We start from the raw sequence: 20,410 nt of genomic DNA, 5'->3' as shown, positions 1-20,410 counted from the left end.
GATGTGCCCGATGAGCAAAGTGCCGGCCACCGACCCCTCACTGGCCTTCGTCCTGGACCTCTGCAACACCCACGACCTCTTAGAGGACCCCCCGGACCGCCTCACCATCCCCTTGGTCGACCACATCACCACCCACCACGGCCTCCCCCTCTTCGGTCTGACCCCACCCGACCTCGAACCACTCCGCTCCGTCCGCTCCACCCTCTATGCCGTCTTCGCCACCAACTCCGTCCCCCACCAAACCGACCTCCTCAACCACCTCTTCACCACCCACGCCGCCGTACCTCGTCTGCTTGAAGGGGTTGGGATGGCTGCTGTTGGTGGTGAGGGAGCTGTAGGGAAGCTGGCTGTGTTGGCTGCTGACGTGCTTGCGCGGGTGATTGCCGAGGGATCTGCTGACAGACTGCGGACATGTGTGGGGGATCCCTGCCGGTGTGTGTATGTGGACCGGACGAAGGCGAACCGGCAGCGGTACTGCTGTGAGCTCTGCAACGACCGGATGGCCTCCGCCGCCTACCGCCGCCGCAACCGCTGATCTCAACCCACGGGTGGAGACCACCCCGACAAGATCAACCCGGCACCAACCCGGAGGCTGATGTCCCACTGCGCCGATCCGACGAGCCTGGAGGCAAGAGAAAACCTCGTCGGAAGGAACTGCAATGTCGGTCAACGTGCTGCTCGGGATCCTGATCGGAGCCTTGGTCGTGCTGCGGGTGATCGGCCGCCAGCTGCGCGGATCGATGGTCACCCAGAAGTCCCTGGTGGTGATGCCGCTCATCCTGATCGCGGTCGGCCTGTTCTCGGCGCGTGACGCCTTCGGCACCGCCTCGGTCGGTGAAATCGCTTTCTTCGTCTTCGACGTGGCGGTCCTGATCGTGCTCGGTTTCGCCCGCGGCGCCAGCACCCAGCTGACCCAGCGCGACGGCGGCCTGCATCAGAAGGGCACCGGCCTCACCCTCGCTCTCTGGCTGATCACCATCGGCATCCGGGTCGCGGCCGGGTTCCTCGGCGGCGCGATCGGTCTGAACGGCGCGCTGACCAGCGCGGCCTTGCTGCTGACCTTCGGCTTGAGCATCGCCGCCCAGAACGTTGCGGTCTACCTGCGGGCGCAGCGCCTGCACATTCCGCTGGCCGTCGAGCGGGCATGATGAGGTATGACCTGGCGGGCACTGTGGGGGAGCATCGTCGCGCTCGGGAGTTCCCGGATCTCCGCCCGCGTACTGCGGCTGATCCCCAGCGGCTTGGTGATCGCGACCCTGGTGATCGGCGCCGCGTCGAACGACCCGGTCCGGCTGCCGTACCCGCTGGTGCTCCTGCTCGCAGCAGTCGTTGTCGTGAGCAACCTTTCCCTCCTGGCCGTCCGCTCGACCGAACACTTCCGTTGGCGCCTGGCAGGCGTGGTCACGTTCATCGTCTGCGGATCGGCCCTCTGGTACGGGTTGCCCGAGAGCGTGCTGATCGTGTTGCCGTTCTGGGGAGTCCGCGCGGCCGTCCGGTTCCGGCTGGGCGGCCGGTTCGAGTGGGCCCTGATCCTGCTCGGGATCGCGGGGGCGAGTGTGCCGATCCTGCTGGACACCGGCTCCTGGGCGTCGGCCGCCGGGGTCGCCGCCGGCGTGGTCGCCCTTGTGCTCGGGTCGGTCAACCGGCGGGCCCGCGAGGAACGGTTCGAGGACTTGGAGGTCTCCCTCGCCCGCAAGCAGGCCGCCATCGAGGAACACGCCCGGGCCGCCGCACTGGCCGAACGGGCCCGGATCGCGCGCGACGTTCACGACGTACTGGCGCATTCGCTGGCGGGGTTGTCGCTCAACCTGCAGGGCGCGCGGCTGATCCTCGCGCGGGACGGCGCGTCGCCGGAGGCGATCGATCAGGTCACCCGGGCGCAGCGGCTGGCGGCCGACGGGCTCGCCGAGGCGCGCAGGGCGGTGGCGGCGTTGCGCGAGGACGCTGTTCCGGACGGGAGGGCGCTGTCGGACCTGGTCACGGCGTACCGGCTTGAGGCCGGGGTGGAAGCGCGGTTCGAGGTGACCGGAGTGCCGCGGGAGTTGCCGGCCGACGCGGCAGGGGCGTTCTTCCGGGGGTTGCAGGAGGCATTGACCAACGTCCGGAAGTACGCGCCGGGGGCACCGGTGGACGTGGTGCTCGGCTATGGGGACGGGCAGGCGACGTTGACCGTCACGGACCATCCCGGCAAGCCGCCGGCCCACGGTGTCGGTGGCGGCTACGGTTTGCTCGGAATGAGGGAACGCGCCGAGCTCATCGGCGGCACCCTGGAAGCCGGGCCCACGGAGGACGGATGGCGGATCAGCTTGGTCGTACCGACGTGACCGCGCTGCGGGTGGTGGTCGCCGATGATCAAACCGTGGTGCGGGAGGGGCTGGTGACCGTGCTGCGGTTGCTGCCGGGGATCGAGGTGGTGGCCGCGGCGGCGGACGGTGTCGAGGCGATTCGGCTGGTGGCCGAGCATCGGCCGGACGTGTTGCTTACCGATCTCCAGATGCCGCGGTGCGACGGGGTGGAGGCGACCCGGCGGGTGCGCACGGAGTACCCGGAGACCGAAGTTGTCGTGCTGACGACCTACAGCGACGACGATTCCGTCCTCGGTGCGCTGCGGGCCGGCGCCCGCGGGTTCCTCACGAAGGACGCCGATGCCGAATCCATCGGACGGGCACTCCATGCGGCCGCCGCCGGCCAGTCCATCCTCGACGGCGAGGTCCAGCGCCGCCTGATCGAGTCGGCGCCCACCCCGGTCCCCGCCGGGCCGCCGCCGGCAGCTCCGGACGGCCTGACCCCCCGCGAGTTAGAGGTCCTCCGGCTGATCGCCGCCGGCCTGTCCAATCAGGAGATCGCCCGGCAGCTCACGGTCAGCGAGGCCACGGTGAAGACGCATATCAACCACCTCTTCGCCAAAGCCAACCTCCGCGATCGGTCCGCAGCGGTTGCTTACGCCTACACCCACAAGCTCGACTGACGGTCAGTTCAGCCGTTCCTGCAGGTGGACGGTGATCTCGTCGCCGGGGTTCTTGGCCAGGGCGGTGCGGAGGCTCGCCTTCACCGGCAGTTTGTGGGTGCCGTCGCCCAGTGCCATGAACGAGCTCTCGAACGGATGGCCGTCCATCGTGCCGCGGACCTTCACCAGACCGCGGGTGCCGAAGAACTCGGCGGATCCAGGGAGCTGGACGTAGGTCCAGCCGCCCTTCGCGTCGCTCTGCAGCAGCGGTGCTGTGAAGGTCTTGTCGAGCCGGGCGGCTTTACTGTTCTTCATGGTGAATCCTCCTTGGTCAAATGGTGCCCTTCACTGGAGACGTAGAAGCCGGCAGCCGGTTTTCGACATGGCAGGATTGCGGGCACGCGGAGCAGTTCGTCGTACCGGTCAATGGCTCGGAATGGCCTGGTCAGGTTCTGATTCAGCGGTTGTGACCGGGCGGTGGTAGGTGCCGTGGGCGTCGCTGCAGTGGGCGGTCTCGTCGCCGGCGGAGGCGTGGTCGACCTGGAGCGTCGAGTGCGTCAGGTGGTGCCGCTCGGCCAGCAAGGCCTCGAGCTCGCTGCGGATCTGGTGGCAGTCCAGACCCTCCTGGACCATGATGTGTGCCGACGCGGCCGGCTCGCCCGAGGTGATCTCCCAGACGTGCAGGTCGTGGATCTCGACGACACCCGGTACGGCGCACAGCTCAGCGCCCAGCGCCTGCGGGTCGATCCGCAACGGCGCCGCCTCCAGGAAGATCCGGCCCGAGTCGCGGACCAGACCGACGCCGGCCTTCAGCATCAGGACGGCGACCACGAGCGCCGCGATCGAGTCGGCGCGGGCGAAGCCGGTGAGCAGCACGACCAGGCCTGCGATCGCGGTGGCGACGAAGGCGAACAGGTCGTTGAGGATGTGCTGGAAGGCGCCCTCGACGTTCAGGCTGGTGCGGTTCGCCTTGCTGATCAGCCAGGTGGCGATCAGGTTCACCACGATGCCGACGACACCGGTGATCAGCACCAGCGCACCCTCGACGTCGGGCGGATGGATGATCCGGTTGACCGACTCGTACAGGAAGAAGACCGCGAGCAGCAGCAGCGTGATGCCGTTGGCCTGCGCGGACAGGATCTCGACCCGCTTCAGCCCGTAGGTGAACCCACCGGCCGGCGGGCGGGCCGACAACCGGATCGCGATCAGCGCGAGCGCGATCGCCGCGGCGTCGGTGAGCATGTGCGCCGCGTCGGTGATCAGGGCCAGCGATCCGGCCGCGAAGCCGACGATCACCTCGGCGGCCATGAACGCGAGGATCAGCGCCAGAGCGCCGCTCAGCAGCCGGCGGTCGGCCGCGGCGCTGACGCCGTGACCGTGGCCGTGTCCGGCGCCCATCAGTTCCGCTCCGGGTGAATGGCATCGGTGTGCCCGGTGTGCGCGACGGCGAGGTCCACGAGCATCCGGACGTGCGCGTCGTCGAGCCGGTAGTAGGCCATCCGGCCGTCCCGGCGGACCGAGACGACGCGATGGGCGCGCAACAGCCGGAGCGCATGCGAGGTGGCGGACTCGCTCATCCCGGTGACCGCGGCGAGGTCGCAGACGCAGAGTTCACCGTCGAGAAGCGCGACCAGCAGCTTCAACCGCCGTGGATCGCCGAGCAGACCGAACACGTCGGCCGTGTCGACGATGTCCTGCTCAGAAGGCATCCTGGCGTCGACCGCCGCCACCCGCTCGGGGTCGACAAGCCGCACATTGCATTCGTCAACGGATTGCACATCTGCAGAACTCTTCATACGTCCACCCTAACGCCTCCACCTGGTCCCCGGCCACTTTCGCGGCGCGCCCTATACGGCGGCTATCGGTGACCGGGCGTCGCGGCCGGCGGCGTAGCCGAGGACCAGTTGGACGGCAGCCAGCGACGCGAAGACGATCAAGGTGGCATCCCAGCCGCCGGTCCGCTCGGCGAGGAAGCCGGCGAGCACCGGGCCGGTGGCGGCGAGGAGGTAGCCGACGGCCTGCGCCATCCCGGACAGCCGGGTCGTCTCGTGATGACCGCGGCCGCGGATACCGATCAGCGTGAGGGCGGCGACCAGCGCTGCGCCCTGGCCGAGACCGGCCAGCATCGCCCAGACCACGGCGAGTCCTGGCGCGAACAGCAGGCCGAGGAGCGAGATCAGGATCGGCAGGCTCGCGGTCATCGTGCCGATCCGCTGATTGGTCGGGTGCTTCATCAGCCACGGGATGCTCAGCCCGCCGATCAGGCCGAAGCACTGGAACAGGAAGATGTGGACGCCGGCCGTCCGCTCGGACACCCCGTTGGAGATCTCGATGCTCGGCAGCCAGTTCACGAGCAGGTAGAAGCTCGTCGACTGCAGGCCCATGTAGAACGTGACGAGCCAGGCCATCCGCTGTCGCCAGACACTCGCGAGGGGAATGCCGCCGATCTCGGCCGTCGCCGGGACAGCCACCGGCGAGACCGTCCGCGGCAACCACACGACAGCGACCAGCAGGGCAAGACCGCCCCAGACCGCGAGCGAGAGCCGCCAATCGACCGCGTCCGCGATCGGTACGGCGACCAGCGACGCGACCGCGGCGCCCCCGGTGATGAAGGCCGAATAGACACCGGTCGCCCGGGAGACATGGGCCGGATAATCGCGCTTGAGGATCACCGGGACGAGCACGTTGCCGACCGCGATCGCCGCGCCGATCACCACGGTGCCGATCCAGAGACCGGCCACTCCCGTGTACGGACGCAACGCCGTACTGGCCGCCAAGACGAGCAACGAGAGGAAGACCGCACGCTCGGGCCCGAACCGACGCGAGGCGAAATGCACGAGCGGCGAGGCGACCGCGAAGGCGAGCAGCGGCAACGTGCCCAGCAGCCCGAGGACGCCCTCCCCGAGATGCTCGTCGACACCAATCCGGGGCAGCACCGGGCCGACCGCGGTCAACGCCGGCCGCAAACTCAGTGCCACGACGAACGCGGTCGCGGTGATCACCGCGGATTGCCGCCGGGCAGCGGCATCGGCTGGTGCGGTCATCCTCACAAGCCGCAAGTAAACCCGGCTGGCTATGCAGATGCAACGGAGTCGCACCTGCACCGCGAGACCGAGCTCGCTACGGACTGTAACGAATCGTGTGCTGGGGCGATGTAGTAGGCAGGGGGCGAACGTGACTACTACAACCGCTACTCCGAAGCCGGCCAACCTGCGACCCGTCGGTGCCTTCCTGGCAATTGTGCTGATGCTCCTGCTGGCGATGAACGAGCTCAGCCTGCTGTCGGCCGGGTTCCAGCCACTCCGGGGACCGTCCGGGCCCTTCGGCACTCACTGGCACAGCATCCTGGGCACCGCCCAACTGCCGCACTGGCAGGAACTCCTCCGCGACTTCCTGGCCCTGGACTACCTGTTCATCGTCACCTACACAACAGCCCTGTACTGCGTAGTCCGCTGCCGCTCGCGGGCCTGGTACGCCGTCTTCGTTCTGCCCCTCCTGGACGTCGCCGAGAACGTCGTGACCGGGCACCTCGGCGCCATCCGCTGCGCCGACAGCGACTGCATCAGCGGCACCTGGACTGGCTTGCTGACCGGACTCACAGCGCTGAAGTGGGCGGCGTTCGGCGTATTGGTCCTTGTCGCTGTCGGCCTCCTGCTCGGGGCTCGAGCCCGGCCTCTTCGGCGGCTCTTCCGCGCCTTATACCTCCAGCGGTTCAGCCTGCTTGCCTTCCTGCCGATCGCCGCGCTGGCCGTCGTACCGGGCAGCAACGTTCTCGACCAGATTCCCGACGTTCAACGGCGGTGGCTCGGCGACGTGACCGGCCTCGGCCAGGCCGCACTGGCCGGCGTTGTGTATCTCGTGATCCTGCTGCCGGCGATCTTCGTGCTGGGCAGACTGCGCAGCGACTGGGCGCTCCGCCGAGTCCGTGGCGAAGAAGACGGATGGCCGTTCTACGACCAGCCGGACGAGCCGGGCGGGAAGCCCAAAGAGCGCCGCTACAACCCGCTGCCGTGGCTGATCGGTCCCGCGCTCCTGGTCGTCACAGCAGTGGTGATCCAGTTGGCAAACGGGGGAACTGTTTTCTGGCTGCGACTAGCCATCTTCTGTGCCATCCCCGTGCTGGTGGTGGGACTTTCGCGCTGGCAGCGGGACAAGGAGGGAAGGAAGCCGCGCAAGCTGCGGGATGTCTATCCCGAGTTCCCGAAGGACGTGATGGCAACAGGAGATGCGATCGCGGTCGCCTCGTTGTCGCTGGCCGGCCTGGGAATGATCCGCGCGTACTCGGGGCTGACGGCCCTTGATTTCGTCGACCTGGTCGACCGGCCGCATTTCCCGCCGCTGATCGCGTTGCTCGTCGGGGCCGTCCTTGCTGTCGGACCTTGGCTCGTGGTCGGCCGGCTGTTGCGGATGATCGAGCGCTGGGATGCCGAGGAGGAGGGCCGGCGTGGCTGGATCGGCCGGTTCCTGACGCCCGGGGAGAACATCGCGGCCGACGGGCAGATCAGGATCGAGCCGCAGACCACGTGGAGGTGGACGCTGCTCGTGGTGTCGATCGTCGCCTTCGGGGTGCTGGCGATCATGCCGCGGCAGCTCGGCAGCCTGTTCGGCGTACTGGCGGCGACGATCCTGGCGATGACGGCACTCGTGACGATGCTGGGCGTGCTGGTGGTGTTCATGCAGGACCGGCAGCCACCGGAGATCTTCCAGGTCGGCTGCGAACGGCTGCGGACCCGATCGACGCCGATCATCACGTTGCTGCTGATCGCGCTGATTCTGACCGGGGTGGCCGGCGGGAAGACCGATATCCACTCGGTCGCCGCGGACGGAACCGTGCCGCCCCGGCCGACGCTGGACGAGGCGTTCACAGGCTGGCTCGGGCAGAAACAGGCCTGCGGCATTCCGGTGACGATGACCCCCGAGCAGGCCGCGGCGGGCAAGAAATTGACCGTCCGCCCGATGCTGATGCTGGCCGCCGAGGGCGGCGGTATCCGGGCCGCCTACTGGACCGCGGCCACCCTCTCGAAGATCGGTGCGGCCGGAGCCGGCTGTGGCGGACACAGCGCTCTGATGTCGGCCGGCGCGAGTGGAGGCGCACTAGGACTGGCGCTAGGACGATTCACCAAGGACCCTCTGGATTCGGCGCACAAGATTGCCGGCCACGAGGCGCTGAGCGCTGTCACCATCTCGCTGCTGACCGCCGATCTGCTCGCCAGTACCGCCGGCCTCCGATTCGCGGGACGGGACCGGGCCGGGCTGATGGAGGCGACCTGGGAAGAGAAGCTCGACGGGGTGGGTACGTCTTTCCTCGCCGGTGACAAGGCGACGGCGCTCACCGGTGCCGACGTCGTGACCGGGCAATTGGTCCTCAACTCGACAGCGGTCCGCGATGGTTGCCTCGCGCTACTGAGCCAGGTCGATCTCACCACCGGAGCGCGATCCGCGGACGGCTCGCCATTGTGTGGAACGGAGGGGACCGGCCCGCACAGCTATGACTTCTTCGGTGCCTACGGCCGGGCAAGCGGCGAAGGCGCCGATGAGTGCGTCGGCAATCTCCGTGCCCTGACCGGGACCATGCTGGCGAACCGGTTCCCGTACGTAAGTCCGTCGGGAACGGCCGAGGGCTGTCGCGGCCTGGACCCGGTGCAGCTGGTCGACGGCGGATACACCGACAACACCGGCCTGGGGACACTCTTCGATCTCTCGCCGCAGTGGAACAAGCTCGTCCAGAAGCACAACGACGAGGTCGTCGCGGCCGGTACCGGAGAGTTCGTCGTACCGGTCGTGGTGTACATCGAGAACGGAACTGGTCCCGACTTCAGTGCCGCCCGCGACGAGACGCCCCGGTACGACTCCCGAGTCACGCCCGGCACCGGCAGCGAATGGCCGAACAACCTTGTCCTGGTCCCCGAGGGCGTGGTGCCGTTGGTCACCAAATTCGTTACCGCGAAGGGCGACCAGACCAAGAGCCCCGAGATGCTGTCGGAGCTCGGACGGAAGCTGACTCCGGCATCGCTCTGCACCTCCTCGACGCTCTGCAACCAGTTGGCGGCCCAGGTCCCGAACACCCTGATCGTGGTGCATCAGAGCAAGGAGCCGTCGCTGTCGGCGCCGCTGGGATGGGTGTTGTCCGAGACCAGCCAGAACCATCTGAACGATGACCTGACGACACAGGCCGGCGCCGGCTGTTCTGATCCGACGTGCGGCTACTCGACCCTGGCTGATCTCGTCAACATCCTCAAGCCACCTAGCTGAAGACTCCGCTCAGGCCGGGCCAGCGTGCAGTCCTTGCGTAGACCGGTACGACGTCCAGCGGGACGTCACGGGTGACTTCGGCGCCGCCGGTCACCGGTTCGCCGGTCCACACGTCGATCCAGTCGCCGGCCGGCAGGTAGGTCGTCCAGGTGGTGGCGCCGGGTTCGAGCACCGGGTTGACCAGGAGGTCGTCGCCGAGGAGGTACTCGTGAGGATGGTTCCAGATCTCGGGGTCGTCGGCGTGGTCGAAGAAGAGGGGGCGCATCAAGGGGCGGTCGGTACTGATCGTCTTGGCCGCCTCTTCGGCGAGGTAGGGGACGAGGCGCTCACGCAGTACGGCGTACTGACGGAATAGTGGGACGACTCGCTCGTCTCCCGTCGTCTCCGCCACGTGCCAAGGGGTTCGGTCGCGGAGGGGGAGCTGGTGATGGTTGAACTCCGAGTGGTATTGCATGATCGGCATGAAGACCGAGGCGGCGGCTGCGCGGAGATACAGCTCGGCGTCGGGGACCGGGCCGGAGAAACCGGCGAGATCCCAGCCCCAGTAGACGATTCCGCAAGTCGCCGCAGTGAGGCCCGCGGTGACCGATGAGCGGAAGGCCTCCCAGGTGGAGTCCTCGTCACCCGCCCAGAAGATGCCGTGCGCCTGCGATCCGGTGAAGCCGGAACGGGAGAACGTCACCGGCGCCTTGCCGGCGGATCGGAGCAGGTCGCCGAACGTGCGGGCGTAGTGCACCGGGAACAGGTTGTTGCCTTCGGCGCCGAGTTTGCCGTCGGCGTACCGGAGGTCGTGACCCCACGCGTGCTCACCGCCGTCGGTCTTGAAGCCGTCGACGTCGAGATCCTCGACGAGGTAGCGGCGCTTCTCGGTCCACCAGTCGCGAGTGCGCTGGACGGACAGATCAGGCATCAGCGCCTTCGGGAACCACCAACCGCGGTTGTGGTACGGCGTACCGTCGGACTCCAGTACGGCGTGACCTTCGCGCACCATCGCTTCGGCATCGGCAGCCACCTGGCCGGTGCTGAACTCCGTTTTCTGCAAGGGGATCTGCCAGAGGATCACCTTGATGCCTCTGGCGTGCAGCTCGTCGATCATCGCCTTCGGGTCCGGCCAGGCGCCGTCCACGCGATACTCGAAATCGGTGCTCTTGTGCGCGCTGCCGTCCTGGTTCACCTCGTAACGCGCGTCCCGCCAGATCGTGATGCCCTCTTCGTCGCTCCAGGCTTCGATCACCACGGCGCCGACCGGGATCGCGAGGTCGCGATGGGCATCCATCCGCGCCATCACGAGCTCTTGCGTGTTCCATTCGTTGCCTGAGGCCCATAACCGGAAGACCCAGTCCGGGAGCTCTTCGGCGCGTCCTACCTCGTCGAGGAACTGCTTCAGTACTGCGGTCGGGCCGCCTTCATAAATCCCCAAGTCGACAACCGGTTCGTCGCCCAACTCCACCTCGACCGTCAACTCGTCGCCCTCCGACGAGTACCAGGTCCTTCTCGAGGTCCGGACGTGGAAACCCCACCCTTCACCGTCCGGGTTGGTCACTTGGGCGAACGGCATCGGCAGATACGTCCGCCCGTGCACGCCCTGCGACTTGTACTGCTCGAACACCACCGCATCCAGCGTCTTCCCCCGCTGGTCGAGAGCGTCATACCTCTCCCCGAACCCCACCAGCCGATCCCCGTCCCGCAACCCCAACCGAAACCGCCCCCGCTGCACGCCAAGGTCGGACACCAACCACTCAACCCCCCGCACGCGCCCATCACCCCCGCGCACCTCACCCCCAGCACTCATCCACACCGCCGGCGCCACCTCGAACCACTCGGTCACCTCTTCCGCCGACCCCTCCGCGCGGAAGCGGTAGCGCACCGGCTTGTCTACCGGTGGAGTGACTACCGACCAGCCGCCGTCGCCGCCCAAGGCGCCTGCCTGGGCAGCGCTCAGGTGACCTTCGCCGCCGGCTAGGGCTGCGGCGTCTGCGGCAGCGGTTTCGGCTGGCGTCAGCTCCAACTCCTGGTCGTTCCACTCGCAGACGACGCGGGTGATGTCTGGGCTGACGATGACGCCCAGGCGGACCGGCGTACCGGTGAGCGGCAGGACAGGGACACGCTGGTCGGGGGACGTGGCGTAGGGGTGTTCCACGCCGTAGGGGCGGTGGGTGATCATCGTGCGTCCTCCGCGGTGGTGATGCCTAGTTCGTCGGCGAGGATCAGGTACATGCCGTGGGACCAGAGGAGTGGGGTTGCGACGGTTCCCCACCGGGCCAGCCATTCGTCGCGGGAACCGGGGTGGAGAAGGTGATGGGGAACCTGTTCGGGAAGGTCGCCATGTTCGTCCACCTGATCAGCGATCCAGCGAAGATGCCGGAGAGCACCAGCAGTGTCGCCGGCGACCGCGAGGTTCCAGCCGAGGAGAGCGGACAACAGGATCCACTGCCCACCGCCATAAAAGACATCCGCGGTGAAGCGATGCACCCCACCATCGAAGTCGAGATCCTTCGCCACCGCAGCACGCGTCATCGCCGCCAGATCATCATCAGGTGACACCAGACCGAACGGTACGACGCAAGCCGGCAACGACCCGTCGACCGCCGAACTCCCCAACCACTTCACCAGGTGCCCATCCACGATCCCCTCCGCCGTCACCAGCGAACGGATGTCGGCGGCAACCTTCAACGCGGCCGCCGACCAAGGTGCCGACCGCAACGATTCACAGGTGCCAACGGCAACCAATCCACCATGGATCGCCCCCAGCGTGGAGACATGTCGATGCTCGACATGCTCCTCCCACCAGTCGTAGCAAGGCCGGTCCCAGAATGCGACCAGATAGTCGACGGCCACGTCGATGCCCTCACGCCACCGCGCCAGATCCAGCCCGTACCGCGCGGCATGCGTCACCACCGACCACAGCCACATCCCGTACCCGTCGGTCTGGAAATCCCACCACGGATCTGATCCGTCCTGCCCGTCGAAGGTGAACCGCGTCGGCAGCATCGCCTCGTTCGACGGCACCTCGCCGCGGGCCCGAGCCGCGCGCAGCGCATCCACCTGCGCGCGGCGACGCCGCAGTACGTCATTCACCCAGTCGTGGAACCGGCCGGCCGACACCTGATCGCCGTACCGCGACATGCCTTCCGCCGTGAACGATCCGTCGCGCAGCCAGGCATAACCCCGGTACGCCGAGAAGGTGGGCGCGGCGGGATACGCGCCCCCGTCATCCTGGTGCTCGGTGATCACGGCGTGACTGTGCTTGGCCAGCTCCTGCAGACGGGTGAGTTCGGACAGATCCAGGGCGGAGATCATCGGTTCCTTCACTTCTTCAGCAGGCCGTTGACCTTGGTCTGGGCATCCGCGAGTGCCTTCTCGACCGGCTTGCGACCGGCTGCGGCGGAGGTGAGCTCAGCGGTGACCAGGTCCTGCATCTCCTGCTGGCGCTCGATCACCGGCGGCAGCACGGTGTCCTCGAGAGCGGTGAAGACGGCCTTGCGGTTGGCAGGCTTCTTCTGGTCGAGGTACGGCGCGAGCTTCGCCTCGTCGGCGACCGGCGGGAGCTCCCACGAGCTGGCAAGCCGCGTCTTCGTGGTGTCGTCGGAGGATGCCAGGAAGGTGACCCACTTCTGCGCGGCCTCGGTGTTCTTGGAGGCGGCCGACACGACCAGTCCGTTCACGAACATCGCCGATGCCTTCTTGGTGTTCCCCGGCTCGACCACGACGTCCCAGTCGAACGGTGCGTCCGCCATCGCCGAGAACATCCAGATGCCGGTGTGCCACATCGCGAGCTTGCCGGACTTGAACAGTTTCGAGTCGAAGTCCGGCGTACCGGCTCCGTCCGCTTCGGTCGGCATCGTCTTGCCGACCTTGTCGATCAGGAACTTCGCTGCCTCGACGCCTTGCGGGGAGTTGAAGGTGGCCGCGGTCCGGTCGGCGTTCAGGAACTCGCCGCCGTTCTGCGCGAGCACCTTGTAGAACTCGTTGTACGAGACCGGCTGGTAGTCGCCCCAGGTCTTGGTCGCCTTGTTGGACAGCTTCAGCCCGGCAGCCTGCTCGTCCTTCCAAGTCCAATCAGCAGTCGGCTCAGCCACTCCAGCCTTCTTGAAGAGCGCCTTGTTGTAGAAGAGCACGACGTTGGAGAACGATTCCGGTACGCCGTACTGCTTGCCGCCGTCGTTGAACGCGTCGACCAGCGACTTCTTGTACGCCGCGGTGTCCACGTTCTTCAGTTCGGCCAGCGAACCGTTCTTCGCGTACGTCACGAAGTTCTCGTAGTTCAGCTCGAACGCGTCGGCCGCGGTGCCACCAGCAACCGCGGTCTGCAGCTTCGTGAAGTAGTCGGCGTACGGAACGGTTTCGACCTGGACGGTGATGTTCGGGTTCGCCGTCTGGAAGGCATTGACGATCGCGGTCAGGTCCTTCTCGTGCCCGTCGTTGGACGAGAAGTTCATGTACCGAACGACCGACTTGCCCTCCGGCGCGGCGGCTTCCTTGGTCGCTGAGCCTTGCCCGCAAGCGGTCAGCGTGAGTGCGAGCACTGCGGTCAGGCCGAGGCCCACGGTTTTGAGGTGACGCATGGCGGTTTCCTTCACTCTCTCTTACTTGATGCCTGTGTGGGCGACACCGGCGATGATGTGACGCTGCGCGAGCAGATAGACGATGGCGATCGGCACGATCGAGACGACGGATCCCGCCATCACGACGTCCCACTGGGTGGTGAACTGGCCCTGCAGGGTGGACAGGCCCAGCGGGAGCGTCATGAACTCCGGCGACCGGATCACGACGAGTGGCCAGAGGAAGCTGTTCCAGCTGCCCATGAACGCGAACACCGCGACGGTCGCGAGCGCGGGCCGGATCAGCGGCAGCACGATGGTGGTGAAGATCCGCAGATGGCCGGCGCCGTCGATGGTGGCGGCCTCGTCGAGTTCCATCGGTACCGCGGTGACCGCCTGCCGGAGCAGGAAGACTCCGAACGCGGAGGCGATCGTGGGTGCCAGCAACGCGAAGTACGTGTCCTGCAGGTTGAGTGTCTTCATCTCGATGAACAACGGGACGACGAGCACCTGCAGCGGCACCATCAGGGTTGCCAGGTAGAAGCCGAAGATGACGTTCTTCAGCGGGAAATGCAGCCGGGCGAATCCGTACGCCGCCATCGAGCCGGTGATCAGCTGGAGCAGCGTCGAGACCAGCGCGATGACGAGCGAGTTGGCGAGGATGCGCCAGATCGGCATCGCGTCGAGCAGGGTGCGATACGCGTTCAGGGTCGGGTGGTCGACGAAGACGGTCGGGCCGTCGGCGAGTGAGCCTTCCGGGGTGATCGAGGTGATTACCGTCCACAGGAACGGGAAGAGCATGATCGCGGCGCCGACCAGCACAGCGGCGTACAGGGCGATCTTCGCGGGAAGCGATCTGCTGTCACGCATAGTGCACCCACCGGCGCTGGCCGCGGATCTGGAAGACGGTGATCACCAGGATCACCGCGAACAGGATCCAGGAGAGCGCGGACGCCTCACCGGCCCGGCCGTAGCGGAAGGTCAGATCGTAGATCTGGCCGACCACGACCTGGCTGGAACCGGCCGGGCCGCCGGCGGTCATCACGTACACCTGGTCGAAGACCTGGAAGCCGTTGATCAACGAGATCACCACCACGAAGAAGGTCGACGGCGACAACAGCGGCAAAGTGATCCGCCAGAACCGTTGCCAGGCATTGGATCCGTCCACTTTCGCGGCTTCGTAGAAGTCGGTCGGGATGGACTGGAGCCCGGCGAGCAGGATCACCATCACGAACCCGAGGTCTTTCCAGGCGGACGAGAGGATCACCGCCGGGAGCGCCCAATGCGGGTCGGTCCACCAGCCGGGCTGGGGGAGTCCTAGTCCTCCCAGGAGCTGGTTGACCAGCCCGTTCGTTGGATTGAGCAACCACTTCCAGACCAGTGCCACCACAACCCAGCTGGTCACCACCGGGAGGAAATACGTCGCCCTGAGGAACGAACGGCCCTTGAGCTTCTGGTTCAACGCGAGGGCCAACAGCAGCCCACCGGCGTACACGATCGGCAGATACCCGACGACATACACCAGCGTGTGCAGAAACACCCGCCGTGTCATCTCGTCACCCAGCAGATTGCTGTAGTTCCGCAAACCCACCCATTCCATCGGCGAGATCAGATTCCACCGATGCAAACTCACCCACAAACTAGAAACCATCGGCACCAACGTGAACACAAACAAGGGAACCGCACTAGGCAACAAGAAGAACGCCACCCACCCAGCCTTCTTCAGCTTTATGGAGCTTGTACTACGGCGCGTGGCCGGCACGCGGTTCTGCTTCATCCTGCGCCCAGGCGGGCTCGGACGAGGCGGCTTTGTTCGCCGCCGTTGCCGGCTGAGTCGAAGGGGCTGGAGAGGACCAGGGAGGCGGCGCCGCGGGCCCACTGGATCTCCGTCCACGGTTCGACCACGACGGGAACGGCTTTGCGGGCCGGAAGCAACGATCGCCGGAACGACGGCTCGAACCCGCTCTCCCAGAACTCCCACCCGTCGACTCCCTCACCCATCAACACCACAACTTCCGGGTCGACGGTATGAATCACCCCCGCCAACGCCCGCCCCAACATCCCGCCCGCCTCCTCGAAGATCTCCCGCGCAGCAACATCCCCACCACTTGCCGCCCGCAACAAAGTCGCAGCAGTCCCACGCGGCCCGACCACCCCCCGAACCCGAGCAGTCCGCACCAACCCAGCACTCCCGATATGAGCCTCCAAACACCCCGTAGACCCACAAGTACACGGCGGTTCTTCGGCGCCGGAGGGCCAGACAGGGATGTGGCCTATTTCGCCGGCGCCTCCGTTGGCGCCTCGGTAGATGCCGCCGTCGACGACGATTCCGCAGCCGATTCCTCGGCCGATGGTGACGACCAGGTAGGAGGAGTGGTCCCGGCCTATGCCGTAGAGGCGTTCGGCGGCGGCCAGCGTGTTGACGTCGTTGTCGACGAGGACCGGGGTGCCGATGGCGGTTCGTAGTACGGGACCTACCTGCGCCGACTGCCAGCCTAGGGTCGGGGCATCGACGACTCCGGAGGCCTGCGAATCCACAGCACCCGGTACGCCGACGCCGACGCCGAGCAACCGGTCGTCGAGACCGGCGACCTCTTTCGCCAGCAGCTGGCCGAGGCGCTCGATCGCGTCCGGTCCACTCGGGTCGTAGGCGTGTTCGGTCGACGACCGCACGGTCCCGTCCAGCTCGACCGTCACCACCGCGACGTGATCGGCGGTCACCTTCGCCCCCAGCGCGACCCCCGCGTCGCGCAGCAACCCCAGCAACCGCGACGGCCGCCCGCCCTTGGACGGTACCGACTCCAGCTCCTCGATCAACCCCCGCGCGATCAGGTCCTTCGTCACCTGCGTCACCGTGGCCGGGCTCAACCCCAGCGCCCGCGCGATGTCCGTCCGCGCCGTCGGCCCCTGCGTCCCGAGCAACCCGACGATGCCCGACGGCACCAGGTCACCCCTGGGAATAGGACCTTGCAGGTTCACCACAGCGCAGCTCCCGACTTACTTCGGCACTAAATTTAGCCAAAAAGTAAGCCGATCCCCACCAACTGTCAAGACCTCGAGGTCAAGCGACGATGACGGCCGGAGACTCCGTGAGGGCGAAGAGGCGGTCGAAGACCTGGACCCGGTCGAACTGCAAAGCGTGCTCCCGGGCGCGCTGTTCGGCTGACGCCCGCCGCTCCGAGGTCCAGTCGCACACGACCTCGTCGAGTACTGTCCGCAGCGTCGCCGGGTCACGTTGCGGCACCAGCAGAGCCGTATCGCCGACAGCTTCCGGTACGCCGCCCGTCGCGCAGGTGATGATCGGGCCGCCGCCGGCCAGCGCCTTCTCGACCAGCGCGATCCCGAACGTCTCGACGAACTCCGGCTGCTCGCGGGTCGGCAGCACGAATGCCGCACTCCCGGCCATCAGCGCCGGCTTCTCCGCGTCGTCCACGTCGGTCAGCACTCGCACCCGTTCGCCCAGGCCGGCTGCCGCCACCCGCGCCACCACCTCGGCTTCCTGCGGCCCGCGTCCGGCCAGGACCAGTTGCACCCGCTCGGCCGACCGCGACCCGGCGTACGCGTCGATCAGGTCGTCGACCCCCTTCGCCGAGGCGATCCTGGACAGGAACAGCACGTAGCCGTCCCGCGAGAGGCCGCGTCGGGTGAGTGTCTCGGCGATCTGGTCATCGGTGAGCGACAAGTAGGACCAGGAGTCGACCGCCGGATAGGAGATGGCGATCCGTTCCCGGCAGCGCTGCGCGAACGTCGTACCGTGCAAACTGTCGAGCGTCGCCGCCGACGCCACGATCAGCTCCCTTGTGTACTCCGACACCGCCACGCAATGGTCGGCCTCCAGGTAGACCGAGAGGATGTGCGCGGCCGCCCCGAACCGGCCGGAGCTGACGCACTCGCGCACCACGTTGGTGATGTCGGAGCCCACCGCCTCAGCCACCGTCGTGACCCGCGCAGGCCCGATCCGGCGCGCCACCTGAACGGCTTCCTGTACGGCGATCGCGTGCGGGCTCAGATACAGCGACATCGCCACCGTCGGCACCCCGTCGCTGAACAACTCGACCAGCCGCCCGATGAGCCCGGACAGGTACCGTCCGTCGGGAACCCGGTAGTCACCCACAGGTTCGGGCCGCTCCACCGTGATGCCAGGGCTGTACGGCAGCACTCGATCGAGGGGCTTCAACGGCAGCCCGGCCGCCTGGAGCGCATCCAGCGGCCAGGTGACGATCCGTACGTCGTCGAAGCCGCGGGTGAGCGCCACTTCGGCGAGGCATCGCGCCTCACCGGAGTGTCCGCAGATCACCGGGTCAGCGCGGACGACGATGACCAGGCGGCGGTTGGGAGTGTTCATGCCTCACCTCCAGTGGTGTGCATCGGATCGGATGTGGACGGTGGCCTGATCTGGGTGCCCCAGCCGGAGGGCTGAGGGCCGAGCTCGATGTGCAGAGTGCGGATCCGCCGCAGTTCGCGGCCGGAGATCCACGGGCGTTCGAGGGTCTTGCCGTTCATTGCGACGGATTGGACGTAGGAGACCGGTCCACCAGCCTCGACCGGCTCGAATCCTGTGGTGGTGATCGACAGGTCGCCTTCCGGCAGCCGGATAGTGGATTCCGCGACGGCCGGAGCGCTGATCAGGAACAAGTTCTGCCCGGCCACCGGGAACAGCCCGAGCGTCGCCCACACGTACCAGGCGGACAGTCCGCCGGAGTCGTCGTTCCCCGGCAGCCCGCCCCGGCCGGTGCCGAACTGGTTGGCGATAACGGCATGCACCACCTCCGCGGTCCGGTCCGGCCGTCCGGCGTAGTGGTAGGACCACGGCGCCTCGTAGTCCGGCTCGTTGTTGAGTCCCTCGAACCGGCACAGTTCATAGCCGGCGTTCATCTCGGCCACGCTCGGCGCCACTCCAGGCTGGGTGACCGGCACGGCGTCGTACCCGAAGAACTTGTCGAGCAGCCCCACGAACGCCTCGTCGCCGCCGGCGAGCGCGATCCGGGCGCGCATGTCGTGCAGCAGCCGGAAGGAGTAGTTCCATCGGCCGCCCTCATAGAACGTGGAGTCGCGCAGCAGACCGGTGCCAGGGTCGTACGCCGCCCGCCAGCCTTGAGCGTGGTCGCCCATCTGCTGCGCCAGCGTGCGGTCGCGCACCTTGCGGGCAATCGCCGCGGTGCAGTGGTAGGCGTACGCCAAGTCGAGGGTGTGGCTGATCGGGTGCGCCACACCGTGCACCAGGTAGTCCTCGCCGTACGTCCGGCGCAGGTCCATCTCCAGATGCACCATGGCCCAGTCCCAGTCGATGCCCGGCAGATCCAGTTGGCACAGGTCGGCCAGAAAGGTGTGCGCGAGTGCGCTGCCCTGCCGGGAGAACCGGTCGGCGCCCTTGGCCATCCGGTAGCCGATCGGCAGATTCCCCTCCTGTTCGCAGATCGACAGCATCGAGTTGGCCAGCGCGACCGAACGCTCCGGGAACAGCGTGGTCATCAGCGGCAGCTGGGTGCGGTAGATGTCCCACATGGTGCAGATGTCGAACGCGTACGGGCCTTCGGTCGTCCACGGGCTCTCGTCCGGGGCGAAGCACGGCTTGACCAGCGAGTGGTAGAGCGCGGTGCCGAAAACCGTTGCCTGCTCATCAGATTCGGTCGTGATCTCGATTTTGCCAAGGTGCTCGCGCCAAGTGGCTGTCGTTCGGTCGCGTCGCCCGGTGAAGGTGGCCGGCGTACGGCCGACGTCTGCGTGCAGGTTGTCGCGGGCGGCCTCACATCCGCGCAGGGAGAACCCCAGCCGTACTTCGATGGTCTGCTCGGCACGTGAGGGGCCCATGAACATCAGCCCGAACGGCCGCAACGTGGTCGGTCGGATGTAGTCGAAGTCGAGCCGCGTACCGCCGGGCATCAGGCGCCGGTCGTACCACAACAGCTGCCGCCAGCCGGGAGCGTCGACCTCCAGGTGCACGGCCAGCGGCACCCCTTCGACGTGGATCTCTCCCTGGGCCACTCCCGGTTCCAGCATCGCCAGGTGCGCCTTCAACGGCACGGTCCGGCCATGCGGGATCGCCAGACCACCGGTCGACGCGTCGATGACGATCCGGGCGGCGTCATGCGCCGGGAACGTGTACCGGTGAACGGCCGACTTGGGCCCGACCGTCACCTCACAACGCACCCCCGAACTCAAGGTCGCCGCGTAATAACCAGGCTCAGCCACCTCGTCCAACAAGTCCCAGGTAGTACCCAGGTCGTCGAGCGGCCCAAGCATCGGCGTCACCCGAAAGTAGTTGTAGTACTTCCGGATCGCGCCCGTACCCGACTGCTGGAAATGAGTGAACCCAGAGGCGACCGGCCGGTCGTACAACAGACCAGGCACGCCCTCCGTGTTGAAGTCATACAGCCCATAACCGGTCGGATAAGCCCCGGAGTACGCGCAAGCCGACACCATCCCGAACGGGTGCACCGCCCCCGGATGCGTATTCCCCACCTGCGGCTTCGGCCACCACCAACTCCCCGCCAACCCCTTGGGCTCAGGCAGCTCCGTCGCTCCGGTCCCGATGAACGGATCAACGTGCTCGTACATAGGCTCACCGCCTCACGCGCCCGATAGGACCCTCAAGGTAAGAAGCCCATGTTTCCGCCGGGTAGACCGCAGGAGACGCGCAGGTTACGGGCTGAGCTGTTGACCATCCGCA

At 67.1% G+C, this 20,410-nt stretch carries 17 protein-coding genes; 5 read left to right on the top strand and 12 right to left on the bottom strand.

Going from position 1 to position 20,410, the window contains the following annotated elements; translation table 11 throughout:
* Window positions 1-10: 10 nt before the first annotated feature.
* From ABZ004_RS16795 to ABZ004_RS16780, 4 genes are all read left to right on the top strand, one after another.
* Complete coding sequence (locus ABZ004_RS16795) at window positions 11-535, top strand: CGNR zinc finger domain-containing protein (RefSeq protein ID WP_355680762.1); 525 nt, start codon at window positions 11-13, stop codon at window positions 533-535.
* A gap of 124 nt (window positions 536-659) precedes the next feature.
* A complete protein-coding gene (locus tag ABZ004_RS16790; RefSeq protein WP_355680761.1) occupies window positions 660-1,148 on the top strand; it encodes a hypothetical protein in 489 nt (162 codons plus the stop codon).
* Between the two features lie 6 nt (window positions 1,149-1,154).
* Window positions 1,155-2,324 (top strand): histidine kinase, encoded by a 1,170-nt coding sequence (locus ABZ004_RS16785; RefSeq protein ID WP_355680760.1) that lies wholly within the window; start codon window positions 1,155-1,157, stop codon window positions 2,322-2,324.
* Complete coding sequence (locus ABZ004_RS16780; protein ID WP_355680759.1) at window positions 2,294-2,968, top strand: response regulator transcription factor; 675 nt, start codon at window positions 2,294-2,296, stop codon at window positions 2,966-2,968. The genes ABZ004_RS16785 and ABZ004_RS16780 overlap by 31 nt, the downstream gene beginning before the upstream one ends.
* Window positions 2,969-2,971: 3 nt before the next feature.
* Here the strand turns inward: ABZ004_RS16780 and ABZ004_RS16775 are convergent, their stop codons facing one another.
* From ABZ004_RS16775 to ABZ004_RS16760, 4 genes are all read right to left on the bottom strand, one after another.
* A complete protein-coding gene (locus tag ABZ004_RS16775; protein WP_355680758.1) occupies window positions 2,972-3,262 on the bottom strand; it encodes a DUF1905 domain-containing protein in 291 nt (96 codons plus the stop codon).
* A gap of 108 nt (window positions 3,263-3,370) precedes the next feature.
* Complete coding sequence (locus ABZ004_RS16770; protein WP_355680757.1) at window positions 3,371-4,345, bottom strand: cation diffusion facilitator family transporter; 975 nt, start codon at window positions 4,343-4,345, stop codon at window positions 3,371-3,373.
* Window positions 4,345-4,743 carry a metalloregulator ArsR/SmtB family transcription factor gene (locus ABZ004_RS16765; protein ID WP_355680756.1) on the bottom strand — a complete coding sequence of 133 codons (399 nt, stop codon included), beginning with the start codon at window positions 4,741-4,743 and terminating at the stop codon, window positions 4,345-4,347. Before ABZ004_RS16765 ends, ABZ004_RS16770 begins: the two co-directional genes overlap by 1 nt.
* 51 nt (window positions 4,744-4,794) lie before the next feature.
* Complete coding sequence (locus tag ABZ004_RS16760) at window positions 4,795-5,991, bottom strand: MFS transporter (RefSeq protein ID WP_355680755.1); 1,197 nt, start codon at window positions 5,989-5,991, stop codon at window positions 4,795-4,797.
* 130 nt (window positions 5,992-6,121) lie between these two features.
* On the opposite strand from ABZ004_RS16760, the gene ABZ004_RS16755 reads away from it, so the two are divergent.
* A complete protein-coding gene (locus ABZ004_RS16755) occupies window positions 6,122-9,199 on the top strand; it encodes a hypothetical protein (RefSeq protein WP_355680754.1) in 3,078 nt (1,025 codons plus the stop codon).
* On the opposite strand, the gene ABZ004_RS16750 is transcribed toward ABZ004_RS16755, so the two are convergent.
* From ABZ004_RS16750 to ABZ004_RS16715, 8 genes are all read right to left on the bottom strand, one after another.
* Window positions 9,192-11,363 (bottom strand): TIM-barrel domain-containing protein, encoded by a 2,172-nt coding sequence (locus ABZ004_RS16750; protein ID WP_355680753.1) that lies wholly within the window; start codon window positions 11,361-11,363, stop codon window positions 9,192-9,194. The genes ABZ004_RS16755 and ABZ004_RS16750 overlap by 8 nt on opposite strands.
* The gene (locus ABZ004_RS16745; protein ID WP_355680752.1) at window positions 11,360-12,499 is read right to left on the bottom strand and encodes a glycoside hydrolase family 15 protein; all 1,140 of its coding nucleotides are present in this window, start codon (window positions 12,497-12,499) and stop codon (window positions 11,360-11,362) included. The genes ABZ004_RS16750 and ABZ004_RS16745 overlap by 4 nt, the downstream gene beginning before the upstream one ends.
* 8 nt (window positions 12,500-12,507) lie before the next feature.
* A complete protein-coding gene (locus tag ABZ004_RS16740) occupies window positions 12,508-13,764 on the bottom strand; it encodes a sugar ABC transporter substrate-binding protein (RefSeq protein ID WP_355680751.1) in 1,257 nt (418 codons plus the stop codon).
* A gap of 21 nt (window positions 13,765-13,785) precedes the next feature.
* The gene (locus tag ABZ004_RS16735; protein WP_355680750.1) at window positions 13,786-14,610 is read right to left on the bottom strand and encodes a carbohydrate ABC transporter permease; all 825 of its coding nucleotides are present in this window, start codon (window positions 14,608-14,610) and stop codon (window positions 13,786-13,788) included.
* Window positions 14,603-15,373: a sugar ABC transporter permease gene (locus ABZ004_RS16730; RefSeq protein ID WP_355680749.1), complete on the bottom strand. Its 771-nt coding sequence runs from the start codon at window positions 15,371-15,373 to the stop codon at window positions 14,603-14,605. The genes ABZ004_RS16735 and ABZ004_RS16730 overlap by 8 nt, the downstream gene beginning before the upstream one ends.
* 140 nt (window positions 15,374-15,513) lie before the next feature.
* Window positions 15,514-16,683 (bottom strand): ROK family transcriptional regulator, encoded by a 1,170-nt coding sequence (locus ABZ004_RS16725; RefSeq protein ID WP_355680748.1) that lies wholly within the window; start codon window positions 16,681-16,683, stop codon window positions 15,514-15,516.
* A 118-nt stretch (window positions 16,684-16,801) separates the two neighbouring features.
* Window positions 16,802-18,085: a glycosyltransferase gene (locus ABZ004_RS16720; RefSeq protein WP_355680747.1), complete on the bottom strand. Its 1,284-nt coding sequence runs from the start codon at window positions 18,083-18,085 to the stop codon at window positions 16,802-16,804.
* Window positions 18,082-20,298, bottom strand: coding sequence for a glycoside hydrolase domain-containing protein (locus ABZ004_RS16715; protein ID WP_355680746.1), 2,217 nt, complete (start codon window positions 20,296-20,298; stop codon window positions 18,082-18,084). Before ABZ004_RS16715 ends, ABZ004_RS16720 begins: the two co-directional genes overlap by 4 nt.
* Window positions 20,299-20,410 lie beyond the last annotated feature (112 nt).

Source organism: Kribbella sp. NPDC006257 (assembly GCF_040613535.1).
GTDB lineage: Bacteria > Actinomycetota > Actinomycetes > Propionibacteriales > Kribbellaceae > Kribbella.
Note: the sequence above shows the minus strand (reverse complement) of the source record. Positions and strands in the feature narration are given on the sequence as shown.

Coding starts and splice junctions, on each gene's coding strand:
- ABZ004_RS16780 (WP_355680759.1), top strand. CDS start 2,294: ATGGCGGATCAGCTTGGTCGTACCGACGTGACCGCGCTGCGGGTGGTG.
- ABZ004_RS16750 (WP_355680753.1), bottom strand. CDS start 11,363: ATGATCACCCACCGCCCCTACGGCGTGGAACACCCCTACGCCACGTCC.
- ABZ004_RS16735 (WP_355680750.1), bottom strand. CDS start 14,610: ATGCGTGACAGCAGATCGCTTCCCGCGAAGATCGCCCTGTACGCCGCT.
- ABZ004_RS16775 (WP_355680758.1), bottom strand. CDS start 3,262: ATGAAGAACAGTAAAGCCGCCCGGCTCGACAAGACCTTCACAGCACCG.
- ABZ004_RS16785 (WP_355680760.1), top strand. CDS start 1,155: ATGACCTGGCGGGCACTGTGGGGGAGCATCGTCGCGCTCGGGAGTTCC.
- ABZ004_RS16720 (WP_355680747.1), bottom strand. CDS start 18,085: ATGAACACTCCCAACCGCCGCCTGGTCATCGTCGTCCGCGCTGACCCG.
- ABZ004_RS16760 (WP_355680755.1), bottom strand. CDS start 5,991: ATGACCGCACCAGCCGATGCCGCTGCCCGGCGGCAATCCGCGGTGATC.
- ABZ004_RS16770 (WP_355680757.1), bottom strand. CDS start 4,345: ATGGGCGCCGGACACGGCCACGGTCACGGCGTCAGCGCCGCGGCCGAC.
- ABZ004_RS16765 (WP_355680756.1), bottom strand. CDS start 4,743: ATGAAGAGTTCTGCAGATGTGCAATCCGTTGACGAATGCAATGTGCGG.
- ABZ004_RS16790 (WP_355680761.1), top strand. CDS start 660: ATGTCGGTCAACGTGCTGCTCGGGATCCTGATCGGAGCCTTGGTCGTG.
- ABZ004_RS16795 (WP_355680762.1), top strand. CDS start 11: ATGAGCAAAGTGCCGGCCACCGACCCCTCACTGGCCTTCGTCCTGGAC.
- ABZ004_RS16745 (WP_355680752.1), bottom strand. CDS start 12,499: ATGATCTCCGCCCTGGATCTGTCCGAACTCACCCGTCTGCAGGAGCTG.
- ABZ004_RS16715 (WP_355680746.1), bottom strand. CDS start 20,298: ATGTACGAGCACGTTGATCCGTTCATCGGGACCGGAGCGACGGAGCTG.
- ABZ004_RS16740 (WP_355680751.1), bottom strand. CDS start 13,764: ATGCGTCACCTCAAAACCGTGGGCCTCGGCCTGACCGCAGTGCTCGCA.